This window comes from Pseudomonas sp. GW821-FHT09A09 (genome assembly GCF_059418405.1).
The window spans coordinates 42,136-58,176 of sequence record NZ_JBWKPU010000039.1; the positions used below are offsets into that span (position 1 = coordinate 42,136).

Annotated in this window: 13 protein-coding genes; 8 read left to right on the forward strand and 5 right to left on the reverse strand. The window is 61.7% G+C overall.

All coding sequences use genetic code 11. The features are described 5' to 3' along the window. Positions 1–87: 87 nt before the first annotated feature. Entirely contained in the window at positions 88–1,050 is a 963-nt protein-coding gene (locus tag AC07OV_RS26010) for a zinc-binding dehydrogenase (RefSeq protein WP_494998461.1), read from the reverse strand. 138 nt (positions 1,051–1,188) lie between these two features. Here AC07OV_RS26010 and AC07OV_RS26015 point away from each other — a divergent pair, with 138 nt between their 5' ends. Together AC07OV_RS26015 and AC07OV_RS26020 are read left to right on the forward strand one after the other, a co-directional pair. Further along, positions 1,189–3,270 (forward strand): carboxy terminal-processing peptidase, encoded by a 2,082-nt coding sequence (locus AC07OV_RS26015; protein ID WP_176996425.1) that lies wholly within the window; start codon positions 1,189–1,191, stop codon positions 3,268–3,270. Positions 3,271–3,388: 118 nt separating this feature from the next. Continuing rightward, the gene (locus AC07OV_RS26020; protein WP_494998462.1) at positions 3,389–5,158 is read left to right on the forward strand and encodes a bifunctional diguanylate cyclase/phosphodiesterase; all 1,770 of its coding nucleotides are present in this window, start codon (positions 3,389–3,391) and stop codon (positions 5,156–5,158) included. On the opposite strand, the gene AC07OV_RS26025 is transcribed toward AC07OV_RS26020, so the two are convergent. The 4 genes from AC07OV_RS26025 to bamJ all read right to left on the reverse strand — a co-directional run bounded on the left by AC07OV_RS26025 (position 5,155) and on the right by bamJ (position 7,585). Continuing rightward, positions 5,155–5,526, reverse strand: a complete 372-nt coding sequence (locus AC07OV_RS26025) for a hypothetical protein (RefSeq protein WP_005786715.1) — start codon at positions 5,524–5,526, stop codon at positions 5,155–5,157. The two genes, AC07OV_RS26020 and AC07OV_RS26025, sit on opposite strands and share 4 nt — an antisense overlap. Next, positions 5,523–5,861: a helix-turn-helix domain-containing protein gene (locus AC07OV_RS26030; RefSeq protein ID WP_494998463.1), complete on the reverse strand. Its 339-nt coding sequence runs from the start codon at positions 5,859–5,861 to the stop codon at positions 5,523–5,525. The genes AC07OV_RS26025 and AC07OV_RS26030 overlap by 4 nt, the downstream gene beginning before the upstream one ends. A gap of 96 nt (positions 5,862–5,957) precedes the next feature. Then, positions 5,958–6,413, reverse strand: a complete 456-nt coding sequence (locus tag AC07OV_RS26035; protein ID WP_494998464.1) for a YkvA family protein — start codon at positions 6,411–6,413, stop codon at positions 5,958–5,960. Positions 6,414–6,844: 431 nt separating this feature from the next. Then, positions 6,845–7,585: a BamJ family beta-barrel-assembly machinery protein gene (bamJ, locus tag AC07OV_RS26040; protein ID WP_176996429.1), complete on the reverse strand. Its 741-nt coding sequence runs from the start codon at positions 7,583–7,585 to the stop codon at positions 6,845–6,847. A gap of 247 nt (positions 7,586–7,832) precedes the next feature. Between bamJ and AC07OV_RS26045 the strand changes: the two genes are divergently transcribed. From AC07OV_RS26045 to kdpB, 6 genes are all read left to right on the forward strand, one after another. After that, positions 7,833–9,644, forward strand: coding sequence for a di-heme-cytochrome C peroxidase (locus tag AC07OV_RS26045; RefSeq protein WP_495093255.1), 1,812 nt, complete (start codon positions 7,833–7,835; stop codon positions 9,642–9,644). Beyond that, on the forward strand, positions 9,641–10,804 hold the full coding sequence (locus AC07OV_RS26050) for a catalase family protein (RefSeq protein WP_494998466.1): 1,164 nt from the start codon (positions 9,641–9,643) through the stop codon (positions 10,802–10,804). The genes AC07OV_RS26045 and AC07OV_RS26050 overlap by 4 nt, the downstream gene beginning before the upstream one ends. Positions 10,805–11,345: 541 nt before the next feature. Further along, a complete protein-coding gene (gene kdpF, locus AC07OV_RS26055; protein ID WP_176996432.1) occupies positions 11,346–11,444 on the forward strand; it encodes a K(+)-transporting ATPase subunit F in 99 nt (32 codons plus the stop codon). A 107-nt stretch (positions 11,445–11,551) separates the two neighbouring features. Beyond that, positions 11,552–13,258, forward strand: coding sequence for a potassium-transporting ATPase subunit KdpA (kdpA, locus tag AC07OV_RS26060; protein WP_494998467.1), 1,707 nt, complete (start codon positions 11,552–11,554; stop codon positions 13,256–13,258). Positions 13,259–13,268: 10 nt separating this feature from the next. Next, positions 13,269–13,916, forward strand: a complete 648-nt coding sequence (gene kdpC / locus AC07OV_RS26065) for a potassium-transporting ATPase subunit KdpC (protein WP_495093256.1) — start codon at positions 13,269–13,271, stop codon at positions 13,914–13,916. A 12-nt stretch (positions 13,917–13,928) separates the two neighbouring features. Then, positions 13,929–15,998, forward strand: coding sequence for a potassium-transporting ATPase subunit KdpB (kdpB, locus tag AC07OV_RS26070; RefSeq protein ID WP_495093257.1), 2,070 nt, complete (start codon positions 13,929–13,931; stop codon positions 15,996–15,998). The last annotated feature ends 43 nt before the right edge of the window (positions 15,999–16,041 follow it).

Below are 16,041 nucleotides of genomic sequence, written 5' to 3' on the forward strand. Positions count from 1 at the left end.
GGTTGCCGGCGATAGCAGTGTGTCAGATGAAACATTCTTCATTGATACACCGCAATCGCCGGCAAGCCGGCTCCTACAGGGGGTGTTTCAGGTGAGGCTTTCGTCGATCACCAACACCAGCTTCCCGGAAATCTGGTTGGTCGCAAGCTCCGCAAACGCCGCCTCGGCGTCCTTGATCGGGAAGGTCTTGGCCAACTGCGGGCTCAAGCGCCCTTCGACAAACAGCGGCCACACGTGCTGGCTGAGGTCACTGAACAGGTCTGCCTTGAACTGATCGCTGCGGCTGCGCAGGGTTGAGCCCAGCAGTTGCACGCGCTTGCCCAGCACCTGGGCCAGGTCCAGCTTGGCCTCGCGGCCGCCCATCAGACCGATCAACACCCAGCGACCGTCCAGAGCCAGCAGCTTGAGGTCCAGCGCCGCATAGTCACCGCCGACCGGGTCGAGGATCACGTCGAACGGCCCGAAATCCCGCAAACCTTCGATGCCGTCGATACGCACCACACCGCCCTGGGCGCCCAGCGCTTCGCAATAGGCCAGGCGCTCTGCCGAGCCGACACTGACCCAGCACGGGCTGCCAAACGCCTTGCACAGCTGGATCGCCGCAGAGCCCACGCCGCTGGCGCCGGCATGCAACAACACCTTCTCACCGGGCTTGAGCCCCGCCAGCTGGAACAGGTTGAGCCACGCGGTGCTGTACACCTCAGGCAGGGCCGCCGCTTCGAGCAGCGACAAGCCCTCTGGCACCGGCAGTACGTGGCGTGCGTCCACCACCACTTCTTCGGCCATGCCGCCACCGGCCAGCAGTGCACACACGCGGTCGCCGACCTGCCAGGACGAGCCCGGGCCGACTTCGCTGATCACCCCGGAACACTCCAGGCCCAGCACGTGACTGGCGCCCGGGGGCGGAGGATAGAGCCCCGCACGCTGTAATAAATCGGCGCGATTGAGGCCCGCAGCCGCTACACGAATGCGAACTTGGCCTACATCGCAGGTAGGACGGGGTTCATCCAACCACTCCACGTGACCGTCAACGCCTTGCAATGCTTTCACAGTGCCTCCATAGTGAGTCTGGACTGAGCCCGTAGCTGTAGCGCCGGGCTTTTTGCATTATGCGACCGGACCATATGGAACCGGCTCCCTCAAAGACGGCCTAATATGCGTTATCAATTGCCCCCGCGTCGAATCAGCATGAAGCATTTGTTCCCAAGCACCGCCCTCGCTCTTTTCATTGGTCTCGGCTTCGCGTCGATGTCGACCAATACGTTCGCAGCCAACAGCTGGGACAACCTTCAGCCGGATCGCGATGAGGTGATTGCCAGCCTTAACGTCGTCGAGTTGCTCAAGCGCCATCACTACAGCAAGCCGCCGCTGGACGACGCTCGCTCGGTGATCATCTACGACAGCTACCTCAAGCTGCTGGACCCGTCGCGCAGCTACTTCCTGGCCAGCGATATCGCTGAGTTCGACAAGTGGAAGACGCAGTTCGACGACTTCCTCAAGAGCGGCGACCTGCAGCCCGGTTTCACCATCTACAAGCGCTACCTGGACCGCGTCAAAGCGCGTCTGGACTTCGCGCTGGCCGAACTCGACAAAGGCGTCGACAAGCTCGACTTCACCCAGAAGGAAACCCTTCTGGTGGACCGCAAGGACGCCCCCTGGCTGACCAGCACCGCCGCCCTCGACGACCTGTGGCGCAAACGCGTCAAGGACGAAGTGCTGCGCCTGAAGATCGCCGGCAAAGAGCCCAAAGCCATCCAGGAACTGCTGACCAAGCGCTACAAGAACCAACTTGCGCGCCTGGACCAGACCCGTGCCGAAGACATCTTCCAGGCCTACATCAACACCTTCGCGATGTCCTACGACCCGCACACCAATTATCTGTCGCCAGATAACGCGGAAAATTTCGATATCAATATGAGTCTGTCGCTGGAAGGCATCGGTGCCGTCCTGCAGAGCGACAACGACCAGGTGAAGATTGTGCGTCTGGTGCCAGCAGGTCCGGCAGACAAGACCAAGCAAGTCGCGCCGGCTGACAAGATCATCGGCGTGGCCCAGGCCGACAAAGAGATGGTCGATGTGGTCGGCTGGCGCCTGGACGAAGTGGTCAAGCTGATCCGTGGGCCGAAAGGCAGCGTGGTGCGCCTTGAGGTGATTCCGCACACCAACGCGCCGAACGACCAGACCAGCAAGATCGTGTCCATCACCCGTGAAGCGGTGAAGCTCGAAGACCAGGCCGTGCAGAAGAAAGTCCTCAACCTCAAGCAGGATGGCAAGGACTACAAGCTGGGCGTGATTGAAATCCCGGCCTTCTACCTGGACTTCAAGGCCTTCCGCGCTGGCGACCCGGACTACAAGTCCACCACCCGCGACGTGAAAAAAATCCTGACTGAGCTGCAGAAGGAAAAAGTCGACGGCGTGGTCATCGACCTGCGCAACAACGGCGGCGGTTCTCTGCAGGAGGCCACCGAGCTGACCAGTCTGTTTATCGACAAGGGCCCGACCGTGTTGGTACGCAACGCTGACGGCCGTGTCGACGTGCTCGAAGACGAAAACCCGGGCGCCTTCTACAAAGGGCCGATGGCGTTGCTGGTCAACCGTCTCTCGGCATCGGCTTCGGAGATTTTCGCCGGCGCCATGCAGGACTACCACCGTGCGCTGATCATCGGTGGCCAGACCTTCGGCAAAGGCACCGTGCAGACCATCCAGCCGCTGAACCATGGCGAGCTTAAGCTGACGCTGGCCAAGTTCTATCGGGTTTCCGGGCAGAGCACCCAGCATCAGGGCGTACTGCCGGATATCGACTTCCCGTCGATCATCGACACCAAGGAAATCGGCGAGAGCGCCCTGCCCGAAGCCATGCCGTGGGACACTATCCGTCCTGCGATCAAGCCGGCGTCGGACCCGTTCAAACCGTTCCTGACGCAGTTGAAGGCTGACCACGATGCGCGTTCCGCCAAGGATGCCGAGTTCGTGTTTATCCGCGACAAACTGGCCCTGGCCAAGAAGCTGATGGAGGAAAAAACCGTCAGCCTCAACGAAGCGGACCGTCGTGCGCAGCACACCTCCATCGAGAATCAGCAGCTTGTGCTGGAAAACACCCGCCGCAAGGCCAAGGGTGAAGACCCGCTCAAAGAGCTGAAGAAAGAAGATGAAGATGCACTGCCGGCCGAGCCGGAAAAAACCAAGCCGGAAGATGACGCCTACCTGGCGGAAACCGGTCGCATCCTGCTGGACTACCTCAAGATCTCCAAGCAGGTTGCAAAGCAGTAAATGATGGCAATTTAATGTGAACACTCCCCAGAGTGTCATCATATAGACATCATTCTGTCGTGAAATGAAGGACCGCAGGCGTTAAGCCTGCGGTCCTTTTTTTTCGATCGAGATCGCCATGACCATGACCGAACAGCTGAATGCCCTGAGCTCAATCCTGGCTCAAGGCAGTTTGCACAGCCTGTTCCAACCGATCATCTGCCTGTCCGAGAGGCGCATCCTCGGCTACGAGGCCTTGAGCCGTGGCCCGTCCAACAGCCCGCTGCACTCCCCCGTCGCGCTGTTCTCGGTGGCCAGCCACGCCGGGCGCCTCAGTGAGTTGGAGATCGCCTGCCGCGAGAGTGCGTGCCGACGCTTCAGCGAGCAGAAATTGCCGGGCAAGCTGTTCCTGAACATCTCGCCGGAATCCTTGATGGAAACGGCCCATCAACCGGGCCGCACGTTGCAATTGCTGCGTGACTTCGGCATTCCACCCAGCCAAGTCGTGATTGAGCTTACCGAGCAGACGCCGACCGACGATTTCGACCTGCTGCAGACTGCCTTGCACCACTACCGTGACATGGGCTTTGCGATTGCTCTGGATGACTTGGGCGCCGGCTATTCCAGCTTGCGGTTATGGTCGGAGCTGCGCCCGGATTATGTGAAGATCGACCGGCACTTTATCGACGGCATCCATCAGGATGCGCTCAAGCGTGAGTTTGTCGGTTCTATCCTGCAGATCGCCAAGGCGTCTCGCGCCCAGGTGATTGCCGAAGGCATCGAGCTACCGGAAGAGTTGGCGGTGCTCACGGAGATGGGCGTCGACCTCGTTCAAGGCTACTTGCTTTGCCGCCCCCAGGAGCACCCGCCGCAGGAGGTGCGGGCCATGCTGCCCAAGCAGGATAACGCCAACATCGCCCTCAACGAGGAAGGCAGCGACCTCAGCGCCCTGCTCAACGAGCAACCTGCGGTCGACCAGGACACTGCCACCGCGCAGGTGCTGGAATCGTTCCGCCGCCAGGCCAACCTCAACTCGCTGGCGGTGCTGGACGGGCGCGGCCACCCGGTGGGTATCGTGCACCGGCATTCGTTGTCTGACGCCCTGCTCAAGCCCTTTGCCACCGACCTGTTCGCACGCAAGCCGATCAGCCGTCTGATGAGCAATGACTTTCTTGCCGTGGAGCTGAGCCAGTCGCTGCAGCAAGTCAGTCGCCTGCTCACCAGCCGTGCGCGACAGCGCATCGAAGAAGATTTCATCATCACCTTGAACGGGGATTACCTGGGCCTGGGCCGGGTGATTGACGTGCTCAAGCTGATCACCGAACTGAAGATCCAGCAAGCGCGCTACGCCAACCCGCTGACCTTGTTGCCCGGCAACGTGCCGATCCAGCAATGCCTCACGCGCTTGCTGCAGCAACAGCGCGAGTCGGTGATCTGCTACGTGGATATCGACAGCTTCAAGCCGTTCAACGACATCTACGGTTATGGGCGTGGGGATGAAGTGTTGTTGTGCCTGGCGCAATGCCTGAATGATCGGGTAGACCCCAGCCGCGACTTTGTCGGGCATATCGGCGGCGATGATTTTCTGCTGGTGCTGGGTCCGCAGGACTGGCGCAAGCGGCTCAACCAACTGCTGGACGATTTCCACACCCAGTGTCGGCGGTTCTACCGTGCCGAACACTTGGATGCCGGTTGCTTCGTGGCATTGAACCGCCAGGGCGTGCGGCAGGAGTTTGCCCTGTTGTCGCTATCGATTGGCGTGGTGCATCTCTATCCACAGGCCTGTGGACAACTCGACGCCAGCCAACTGGCAGAATTGGCCTCCCAGGCCAAGCACCATGCCAAGGACGTGGCCGGCTACAGCATCCATGTGATCGACAGCATGGACATGCTGCCCCAACCGCTTTAGGCCTCGGCCGATTCCGGATACTCGTACTCGAACACCCGCACCACCTCCGAGGCGTGCCAGGACGCAGCGGCCACGCCATCGGATGGCCCGCTGAAGCGCCCCAGGCGCTCCACACACTCAAAGAAGCCGGTACGCGGCAGGCGGCTAGCGCCCTGGCTGATCACCAGCGAGCTGCGCAGCGGCTGCTCGGCCTTGGCATCCAGCGCCGCCAGATGTTCCAGGGCCGCCGCCAGGGTTTGCATGGCCGGCGTGGGAAATTGCAGGCGCTCCAGCAGCGCGCGGTAGGTCAGCAGATGGCGCTGGCGGCGCGCCTGGTCCAGTTCGTTGAGTAACCCATCCCAATGTTGACGGCTGATACGTAGGCTCAAGATTCATCCCTCCAACCTGCAACGCCCAATTCCCAGGCCAGGCTGCGGCGAATAGCGGCATCCGGCTGGCGCTCACCACTTTCAATCAATCCTAGATAAGAGGGGCTGATGCCCACGGTACGGGCCAAGGCCTCGATGGCCAGCCCTTTGGCTTCACGCAGGCCGCGCAGGTCTGCGAGCGGGCGCAGGTCCTGCTCGGGAGCGGGGGTTACAGCAGGGGAAAAAGCCTGGGTGGGTATCGGTTGACCGGCGGCTTTTAGTAGCGCCTGGTATTGATCCCATGGCAACACCGCGTATTCGGGTTCGCCATTGCGTGAAATTATCTGAATATCCATGACTGCCCCGTAGGATAACAACACTTACTAAGTAAGTTCTTTCCTTAGAAGTGTAATCCTAACAGCCACAAAGGTCGCAGGGGGATAGCCGCGTTGTCAGTTTTTTTGCGGGTTTTCCTTTGCCAGCAGTGCCGGGGTCGCGGGCAAGCGCTCAACCACCGCCAGTTTTTCCGGGCGCTGGGCATCGCGCCAGGCGCGAAAGGCGCTCAGCTCGCCGTCCAGGGTCTTCATGAGCCAGGCCAGCACCGCGATGTCGTCGAGCATGCCAAACACCGGAATAAAGTCAGGGATCGCATCAATCGGGCTCAAGAAGTACATCAGCCCGGCCACCACCGAGATCAGCGCCTTGGGACTGATCGCCCGGTACTCGCCGCGCCAGTAGGCCAGGCACAGGGCCTGGAGCAGCTTGAGATCGTCCTTGAGCTTGCCCAGCCGGTTGCCCTGGCTCGAACCTTTGGCGGCGACCGCAAACAGCAGGGTTGGCAGACGCCCCCGCCCCAGCAGGCGCGCGGCCATGGGCAGGAAGCGGGTGAAATTGAAGGGTGCTTTCATCGTCACTCCCGTTCCAGGCGACATAAAATGTTATCCACACAAATTGTGGATAACCTTGTGAACAGAGCCGGTTTTTTCGGCTGAAAGCCACGACCTGCAAGGCTTGCAGTCAGATCGGGCATTTTTTGCGCACATAAAAAAACCCAAGATTTCATTGACTTGGCGCTGATCTGCGACTACCCGTACTCGAGTCTTATATCAGACTCCCACCGGCCCCGGACGTTCGTTTGGATCTGTAGTGAGCGGGCTTGCCCCGCGCCAGGGGCGACACCGATCCAAATCCAGGGCCTGGTCCTTACTGAAACACCGCAGCGGTCACATTAGGGTGGAGTCGCCCCCGGCGCGGGGCAAGCCCGCTCACTACAAATAAGTGAACCGCAGAAACAACAACGCCCCGTCGAAACGGGGCGTTGTGTGTGCTCAGGCGCTGGTTACTTCTTGGCAGCCGGGGCAGCAGGGGCTTCAGGAGCGTCAGCCTTGGCTGGGTCCTTGATGGCCAACAGCTTCAGGTTGAACACCAGTACCGAGTTGGCAGGGATCGCCGGGCTCGGGCTCTGGGCACCGTAGGCCAGGTCAGACGGGATGTACAGTTCGGCTTCTTCACCAACGTGCATCAGTTGCAGGCCTTCGACCCAACCCGGGATCACACCGCTGACCGGCAGGTCAATCGGGCTGCCACGGTCTTCGGAGCTGTCAAAGGTGGTGCCGTTGGTGAGCTTGCCGGTGTAGTGAACAGTCACGACGTCGGTTGGCTTAGGCTGGGCGCCATCGGATTTCTTCACGATCTTGTACTGCAGACCGGAAGCGGTGGTGACGACGCCGTCTTTCTTGGCGTTGTCTTCGAGGAATTTCTTGCCGGCGGCTGCCGACTCTTCACTCATCTTGGTCATGCGTTCTTCAGCACGCTTTTGCAGTGCGGCAAACGCTTCAACCAGTTCTTCGTCTTTCAGCTTCTGTTCTTTCTTGCCAACGGCATCTTCGATGCCTTGGGCTACCGCTTTGGAGTCCAGGTCATCCATGCCTTCTTGAGCAAGGCTTTTGCCCATGTTCAGGCCGATGCCGTAGGAAGCTTTCTGCGCCGGGGTTTTCAGCTCTACGCTGGTCTGCGAATCACAACCCGCAAGTACCAGGCTAACCAGGGCCACCGCCGCCGCCAACCGATGCTGTTTCATGCTATTTCCTTGTTCATGCGCCAATAGGGCATTCGAATAAAGTCGCGAGCTTATCAGGCGGCCACGACCAATGGCTACCGGCATGTGAGCGGGAAACTTCTGATAAGTTCACGTGTTTAAAAGCATTTTCATTCATTATGGAGGCCCGCGACGGATCGCGGGACCACACGCCACCAGGCTCATGGCCACTTGCCGCACCTGTGACGTGATGGCATAACAACGCTACAACTCGACAAGGATAGTTATCTTGCGCATTTTTTCCCGTGTTTTACTCCTGATATTTGCCCTGCTCGGCATCGCCCTGGCCGTGGTGCTCTATTACACCGTGAACCCCAAACTCCCGGATTACACACCCGTGGAGCAGGTGCACTACCAGGATCAATGGAGTGCCGCCGACCGTCAGACCTACTACTTCACGCCCCAGGGCACCCAGGTAAAAGGCCTGCATTACGATTGGTTCACGGCCCTCGAACTGCCATTTTCGGACGCGCGTTTTGCCACGCCGGAGTACCTTGCACGCTTCGGTTTCCTGGTGGACCCCAAACAGGTTCCCACCACGCAAAACCCCGGCAACCTGCCCGTCGGGTTCGCCCGTCATCAGAATGCCGGCAGCAACGTCGAGTACCTGGACATCACCTGCGCCGCCTGCCATACCGGTGAATTGCATTTCAAAGGCCAGGCCCTGCGCATCGACGGCGGCTCGGCCCAGCACGTGCTGCCCTCCAGCGTACCGACCCTGCGCGGCGGCAGCTTCGGCCAGGCCCTTGTCGCCAGCCTCGCTGCCACCTACTACAACCCGTGGAAGTTCGAGCGTTTTGCGCGCACCGTGCTCGGCACACGTTACGACGATGACAGCAAAAAACAGCTGCGCCAGGACTTCAAGCAGTCGCTGAACCAGTTCCTCAAGGTCGCCTGGAACGACACCCACCGCGGCCTCTACCCCACCGAAGAAGGCCCGGGCCGCACCGACGCGTTTGGCCGCATCGCCAACGCCAGCTTCGGCGACGCCATCTCCCCGGACAACTACCGTGTCGCCAACGCGCCAGTGGACTACCCGCATTTGTGGGACATCTGGACCTTCGACTGGGTGCAGTGGAACGGCTCGGCGCAACAGCCCATGGCACGCAATATCGGCGAAGCCCTTGGCGTGGGGGCCACGCTGCAGTTCTTCGACGGCGCCGGTCAACCGCTGCAAGGCGATGCGCGTTACCCCTCCAGCGTTAGGGTACGTGACCTCAACCTGATCGAAGAAACCCTGCAACGCCTCAAGCCACCGACCTGGCCCGAAGACTTGTTCGGTGCCATCGACAAGCCGCTGGCCGCCCAGGGCCGCGCCCTGTTCGCCGAGAACTGCGCCGGCTGCCACGTGCCCAGCGTCACCCAGGAAAATGGCCGTCCGGTGCAGCAACTGAAAATGCTGCCCGTGGACTACATCGGCACCGACCCCGGCACTGCCAGCAACATCGCCGACCAACGCTATGACCTCAGTGCGTTGCAGTGGGACCCGGCCGAATTGGCCAAGCTGAATGTCGAGCTGCACCCCACCCCGACCGAGCCGCTGGACCTGAAAAAAATGTCGGTGGCCAAGGGCCTGGCCTACGTCACCGCCTTCGTCGAAGACCACGCCTACCGCGCCGCCGGCGTAACGCCAGCCGAACGCCCACGCCTGGACGGCTACGGCCTGCCCATCGGCGTGCGTGAACTGCGCGCCTATAAGGCTCGCCCGCTGGCCGGTGTCTGGGCGACCCCGCCGTTCCTGCACAACGGTTCGGTGCCGACGATCTACCAATTGCTCTCGCCTCAGGACGAGCGCAGCACCACGTTCTATAAAGGCACCTTCGACTACGACCCGCGCCACCTGGGCTTCCAGACCGACGCGTTCAAGAACGCCTTCCTGTTCGACACCAAAATCACCGGCAACCACAACAGCGGCCATGAATTCCGCGCCGGCCAACGGGGCAACGGCGTCATCGGCCGTGGCCTGCTACCGCAGGAGCGCTGGGCGCTGCTGGAATACCTCAAAGTGCTGGGCGGCCCGCTGGAGCAACAACTGCCATGATTATCCGATCGCAATACAATGAACGCTCCCTGCTCGCCCGCCTCTGGCTGCGCCTGGGCCGGTTTCTCGGCAAGACCATTCTGTGGCTGGTCGGCCTCGGGCTGCTCGGCTGGCTGGCTGCCACGACCTGGTTTGCCTGGCAACACAGCGGCCCGGTGTCGCCCAACGAGCAGATCCCGGCGGGTGAAGCGGCGATGACCCAGGGCATCATCCAGACCGCCGTACGCATCGTCGACCAGCACCGCGAAGGCACGCGCTACCTGCGCGACGCCCACGCCAAGGCCCACGGTTGCGTGAAGGCTGAAGTCAGCGTACTGGCAAACCTCGACCCCGCATTGCGCCAGGGTGTGTTCGCCGAGCCCGGCAAGACCTGGCAAGCGATGATGCGGCTGTCCAACGGCAACGCCTACCCGCAGTTCGACAGCATCCGCGATGCGCGGGGCATGGCGATCAAGCTGCTCGATGTACCGGGCAAACAGCTGATGGCCGACCAGCAAGCGCGCACGGAGCAGGACTTCGTGATGTTCAGCCACCCGAACTTCTTTGTCAGTGACGTGGCGGAGTACGCGCAAAACATCGGCGCCCAGGCCAACGGCAAGAAGGTCCTGGCGTTCTTCCCCAAACTTGATCCACGCAGCTGGCAGGTGCGGCACCTGTTCATCGCCCTGGCCACACTGGCACCCGCGCCGGCCAGCCCGACGCAGACCACGTACTTTTCGGTTTCGCCCTACAAGTTCGGCACGGCCAATGCCAAGTTCCGTGTCGCGCCCGACCCGCAAAGCTGCCCGGAATACGTGCTGCCCAAACAGAACCAGGACCTGCCGAACTTCCTGCGCAGCGCCCTGAATCAACAGCTCTCCACCGACCGCGTTCCGGCCTGTTTCGTGTTGCAGATCCAGCGCCAGAACCCGCAGAAATTCATGCCGATCGAAGACACCAGCATCGAATGGAAGGAAAGCGACGCGGCGTATGAAACCGTGGCCAAGGTAAAGATCCCGCCGCAGGATTTTGATACGCCAGCGCTGAACCTCGCGTGCGACAACCAGTCGTTCAACCCCTGGTTCGGGGTGGAGGCCCATCGCCCAATCGGCGGGATCAACCGCTTGCGCAAAGCGGTCTACGAAGCGATCAGCGACTACCGCCACAGCCGCAACTTGTAGGAGCCGGCTTGCCGGCGATGACGGTCAGCCAGACATGAACCTGTTGGCTGATACACCGCCATCGCTGGCAAGCCAGCTCCTACAAAGGCCATCCGCGCTCATCGCGTAAAGAATGCGTATAGATCGCCCCACTCGCATAACGATTACGTCGTCGCTATTGAGCCACTAAGCCTGCGCACTCTACCGTCACTTCCTACCCCCAACACCCGTAGGAAGTCATCGTGGAAAGTTCAACTTTAGGCATGGTCGTCCTGACAATGATTGCGCTCTTTGGCACCGCCGCGTTCTGCTTCGAGCACCTCGCCACGCGCGCCGACAAGAAAAAGAAGAGCAAGTAAGCGGGCCAGTCACATCCGCGCAACCCCAGACTTCAAAGGGATACCCCGGCAACGGGCTATCCCTTGTTTGCGTGTGCCCGCCGAACACACGCCTATATACCGTCTTAATGCCGCACCGGGTAATGAGTGCCCGAGCTTGATACGCCAGCCCTTAACCTCCCCGCGTCCGCAGTTGCGGCTTATTCATTCAGGGGAGTTACACCGTGCTCACACTTACCTTCATCTATATCGCCAGTGGCCTGAGTGCCGTCGGGCTGTTCGTTTATTTGGGCTATGCCCTTATTCGCGCCGAAAAGTTCTAGGGAGCCTGCCATGTACGACGTGATGTTTATGGGCCTCACCCTGGTGTTTTTTGTTGCGACTGCCCTGGCCATTGTCGCCATGGGCAAGATTTGAACGGAGCCACGACATGCTAAGCACTTTGCTGGAATTTACGCTGGTCCTGGGGTTGATGACCGGGCTCGCCGTGTTGATGGGCCAGTGGCTGACCCGGGTGTTCACCGGCACCCGCCACGCCCTGCCGGAACGCTGTACTTATCGCCTGCTGGGCATCGACCCACAGGCCGGCATGGGCTGGGCCCGCTATGGCGCGGCGTTGCTGTTGTCGAATGCCGCCATGATGCTGCTGGGCTACCTGGTGCTGCGCTTGCAGGCCGTCATGCCGATCAACCCACTGGGCCTGGCCGCCCAGACGCCGGACCTGGCGTTCAACACCGCCGCGTCCTTTATCACCAACACCAACTGGCAGGCGTACTCGGGTGAAACCAGCCTGTCGAACTTCAGCCAGATGGCGGTGATCACCTTCCTGATGTTCGTCGGCGCCACCTCCGGCGTGGTCGCCGCTGCCGGTTTCATTCGCGGCCTTAGCCGCTCAAGTTCGGCGGATATCGGCAACTTCTGGGTCGACTTCACCCGCACGCTCTACCGCGTGATGCTGCCACTGTGCGTGGCGATGGCGTTGGTTTACGTGTGGCAAGGCATGCCGCAGACCTTTGCCTCGCAAGCCCTCGCCACCACCCTGGAAGGCGCGCAGCAACAGTTGATTGTGGGGGCGGTGGCCAGCTTTGAGTCGATCAAGCACATCGGCACCAACGGCGGCGGCTTCTTCAGCATGAACGCCGCCCACCCGTTCGAAAACCCCACGCCTTTGACCAACGTCCTGCACATCCTCAGCATGCTGCTGATTCCATCGGCACTGACCTACACCTTCGGCAGCATGCTGCTGCAACGCCGCCAGGGCTGGGTGTTCTTCGGCACCTTCCTGGTGATGTTCATCGGCTTTCTCGCGCTGGTGTACGGCGCTGAACAAGCCGGCAACCCGTTGCTGACCCAGGCCGGCGCAGACCAGACGCTGTCCATCGAACAGAGCGGCGGCAACATGGAGGGCAAGGAGCTGCGCTTCGGTATCGCCGACAGCAGCCTGTTCATTGCCACCACCACTGCCGCAACCACCGGCTCGGTCAACGCCATGCATGACTCGCTGACGCCCATGGGCGGCTTCGTGCCCTTGGCGCAGATGATGCTCAACTGTGTGTTCGGCGGTGACGGTGTGGGCTTTATCAACCTGATCCAGTACGCGCTGCTCACGGTGTTTTTGGTCGGCATGATGATCGGCCGCAGCCCGGAATTCCTCGGCAAGAAAATCGAGGCCCGTGAGATCAAGCTGGTGATGCTGTCGGTGCTCGCCCACCCCATCAGCATCCTTGGTTTCACCGCCCTCGCCGCCCTGTGGCCGGACACGATGGCCAGCCTCAACAACCTCGGCCCCCATGGGTTCAGCGAGGTGCTCTACGCCTACACCTCCGGCACCGCCAACAACGGTTCGGCGTTTGCCGGGCTGAACGCCAACACGCCGTTTTTCAACACCACCATTGGCCTGGCGATGTTGATCGGGCGCTTCTTCACCATGCTGCCGATGCTGGCCGTAGCCGGCTCCCTGGCGATGAAAAAAACCGTACCTGCCGGCGCCGGCACCATCCCCACTGCCACCCCGCTGTTCATGTTGCTGGTGGTGTTCGTGGTGCTGGTGGTCGGCGGCCTGACCTTCTTGCCTGCGCTCGCGCTTGGCCCGCTGGTGGAGCAATTGCAACTGCTCTCCGGCCAGACGTACAACTGAGGACACGCAGATGACCACTCAATCGATTTTCAAAGGCCTGCTGCGTCCAGTGCTGGTGTCGGCAGTGTTTTTCATGCTGCTGACCGGCCTGGCGTACCCCGCCTTCACCACGCTGGCTGCACAACTGTTATTCCCGCTACAGGCCAATGGCTCGCTGATCGAACGCGATGGCCAGGTGATCGGCTCCGCGCTGATCGGCCAACCGTTCACAAAACCTGAGTACTTCCAGGGGCGCCCGAGCATGACCCTCGGTGCCGACCCGCAAGACCCGAGCAAGAGCATCTCGCAGCCTTATAACGCAGGCTCGAGCGGCGCCAGCAACCTCGGCCCGACCAGCCAGAAACTGGTTGACCAGGTGACCGCACGCGCCCAGGCCTATCGCCAGGCCAACGCCCTCGCCGCCGATGCGCCAGTGCCGGTCGACGCCGTGACCGCTTCCGCCTCGGGCCTGGACCCGCACATCTCGGTGGCCAACGCACGCCTGCAACTGGCCCGGGTAGCCCGCCTGCGGCACATTCCGGAAGCCGAACTGCTGCAACTGCTCGACGAGCACACCCGCGCGCGCACCTTCGGTTTGCTCGGAGAACCGCGGGTGAATGTGCTGCAACTCAACCTGGCGCTGGACGCCCGTCAGCCCGCCATTGCGGTCAGTGAGTAAGGGATCACCTTTATGAAAAATGCTCGTCTACCCCTGTTTGACCGGCGCATCGTGCTTACGGCCGGCGTCGATGCCCTGAAGAAACTGTTGCCCCAGGCCCAATGGAAAAACCCGGTGATGTTCGTGGTGTACCTGGGCAGCCTGCTCACCACGTTGCTGTGGTTCCAGTCCCTGGGTGGCCAGGGTGAAGCGCCCAGCGGTTTTATCCTCAGCATCACCTTGTGGCTGTGGTTCACCGTGCTGTTCGCCAACTTCGCCGAAGCCCTGGCCGAAGGTCGCAGCCGCGCCCAGGCCGCCAGCCTGCGCGGCATGAAGCGCCAGACCCTTGCCAAATTGCTGCAAAAACCCCAGCACGGCGGCACGTGGCTGCCCCTGGAAGCCAGCCAACTGCGCAAGGACAACGTGGTGTTGGTCGAAGCTGGCGACCTGGTACCGCTGGACGGCGTGGTGATCGAGGGCGTGGCGTCGGTGGATGAAAGCGCGATCACCGGCGAATCGGCACCGGTGATTCGCGAGGCCGGTGGCGACTTTTCCTCGGTTACCGGCGGCACGCGGGTGCTGTCGGATTGGCTGGTGGTGCGCATCAGCGTCAACCCGGGCGAATCGTTCCTTGATCGCATGATCAGCATGGTGGAATCGGCCAAGCGCCAGAAGACCCCGAATGAAGTCGCCCTGACGATTTTGCTGGTGGGCTTGACCCTGTTGTTCCTGCTGGTGATCGCCACGTTGAGCCCCTACTCGATCTTCGCGGTGGCCATGAGCGGCAGCGGCAGTGTGATCAGCGCCACGGTGCTGGTCGCGCTGCTGGTGTGCCTGATCCCCACCACCATCGGCGGCCTGCTCTCGGCCATCGGTGTGGCCGGGATGAGCCGGATGATGTCGGCCAATGTCATCGCCACCTCAGGCCGCGCCGTGGAGGCTGCGGGTGATGTGGACGTGCTACTGCTGGACAAGACCGGCACCATCACCCTGGGCAATCGCCAGGCCAGCCGCTTTCTGCCGGCGCCCGGCGTGAAGGAAGCCGACCTTGCCGACGCCGCGCAGTTGGCGTCCCTGGCCGACGAAACCCCGGAAGGCCGCAGCATCGTGGTACTGGCCAAACAGAAATTCGACATCCGCGCGCGGGACATCAACGCCCTCGGCGCCAGCTTTGTGCACTTCACCGCGCAAACCCGCATGAGCGGCGTGGACCTGCCCGAAGGTCGGGCCATTCGCAAAGGCGCAGCCGATGCAATCCGCGACCACATCGAGGCGTTGGGTGGAAGCTTTCCCACCGCCTTGCAGGCGAAAGTCGATGAAGTCTCGCGGCGTGGCAGCACACCGCTGGTGGTCAGCGACGGTGCCCAGGCACTGGGCGTGGTGGAACTCAAGGACGTGGTCAAGGGCGGTATCAAGGAACGTTTCGCCGAGCTGCGTCGCATGGGTATCAAGACCGTGATGATCACCGGTGACAACCGCCTCACCGCCGCCGCCATTGCGGTGGAGGCCGGTGTGGATGACTTCCTTGCCGAAGCCCGGCCCGAAGACAAGCTGCAACTGATCCGCGACTACCAGGCACAGGGCAAGCTGGTGGCGATGACCGGCGACGGCACCAACGACGCACCGGCACTGGCCCAGGCGGACGTGGCGGTGGCGATGAACAGCGGCACCCAGGCCGCCAAAGAGGCCGGCAACATGGTCGACCTCGACAGCAACCCGACCAAGCTGATTGAAGTGGTCGAGGTGGGCAAACAGATGCTGATGACCCGTGGCGCCCTCACCACCTTCAGCGTGGCGAACGACGTGGCGAAGTATTTCGCGATCATCCCGGCCGCGTTTGTCGCGACCTACCCGCAGCTTGGCGCCTTGAACGTGATGCATCTCGCCAGCCCCAACTCGGCGATTCTCAGCGCGGTGATTTTCAACGCGCTGATCATCGTCGCGTTGATTCCCCTGGCCTTGCGCGGCGTGACATACCGGGCGATTGGCGCGGCGGCGTTGCTCAATCGCAACCTGCTGATCTACGGCCTGGGCGGCGTACTGGTGCCGTTTGCCGGGATCAAGCTGATTGACCTGCTGCTGACCGGGTTGGGCCTGGTGTAACCCCTCGGCTTGCCGGCGATGGCGTCTTTGAAAACGCCATCGC

Coding starts and splice junctions, on each gene's coding strand:
- AC07OV_RS26015 (WP_176996425.1), top strand. CDS start 1,189: ATGAAGCATTTGTTCCCAAGCACCGCCCTCGCTCTTTTCATTGGTCTC.
- AC07OV_RS26020 (WP_494998462.1), top strand. CDS start 3,389: ATGACCATGACCGAACAGCTGAATGCCCTGAGCTCAATCCTGGCTCAA.
- AC07OV_RS26030 (WP_494998463.1), bottom strand. CDS start 5,861: ATGGATATTCAGATAATTTCACGCAATGGCGAACCCGAATACGCGGTG.
- AC07OV_RS26035 (WP_494998464.1), bottom strand. CDS start 6,413: ATGAAAGCACCCTTCAATTTCACCCGCTTCCTGCCCATGGCCGCGCGC.
- bamJ (WP_176996429.1), bottom strand. CDS start 7,585: ATGAAACAGCATCGGTTGGCGGCGGCGGTGGCCCTGGTTAGCCTGGTA.
- AC07OV_RS26050 (WP_494998466.1), top strand. CDS start 9,641: ATGATTATCCGATCGCAATACAATGAACGCTCCCTGCTCGCCCGCCTC.
- kdpA (WP_494998467.1), top strand. CDS start 11,552: ATGCTAAGCACTTTGCTGGAATTTACGCTGGTCCTGGGGTTGATGACC.
- kdpC (WP_495093256.1), top strand. CDS start 13,269: ATGACCACTCAATCGATTTTCAAAGGCCTGCTGCGTCCAGTGCTGGTG.
- kdpB (WP_495093257.1), top strand. CDS start 13,929: ATGAAAAATGCTCGTCTACCCCTGTTTGACCGGCGCATCGTGCTTACG.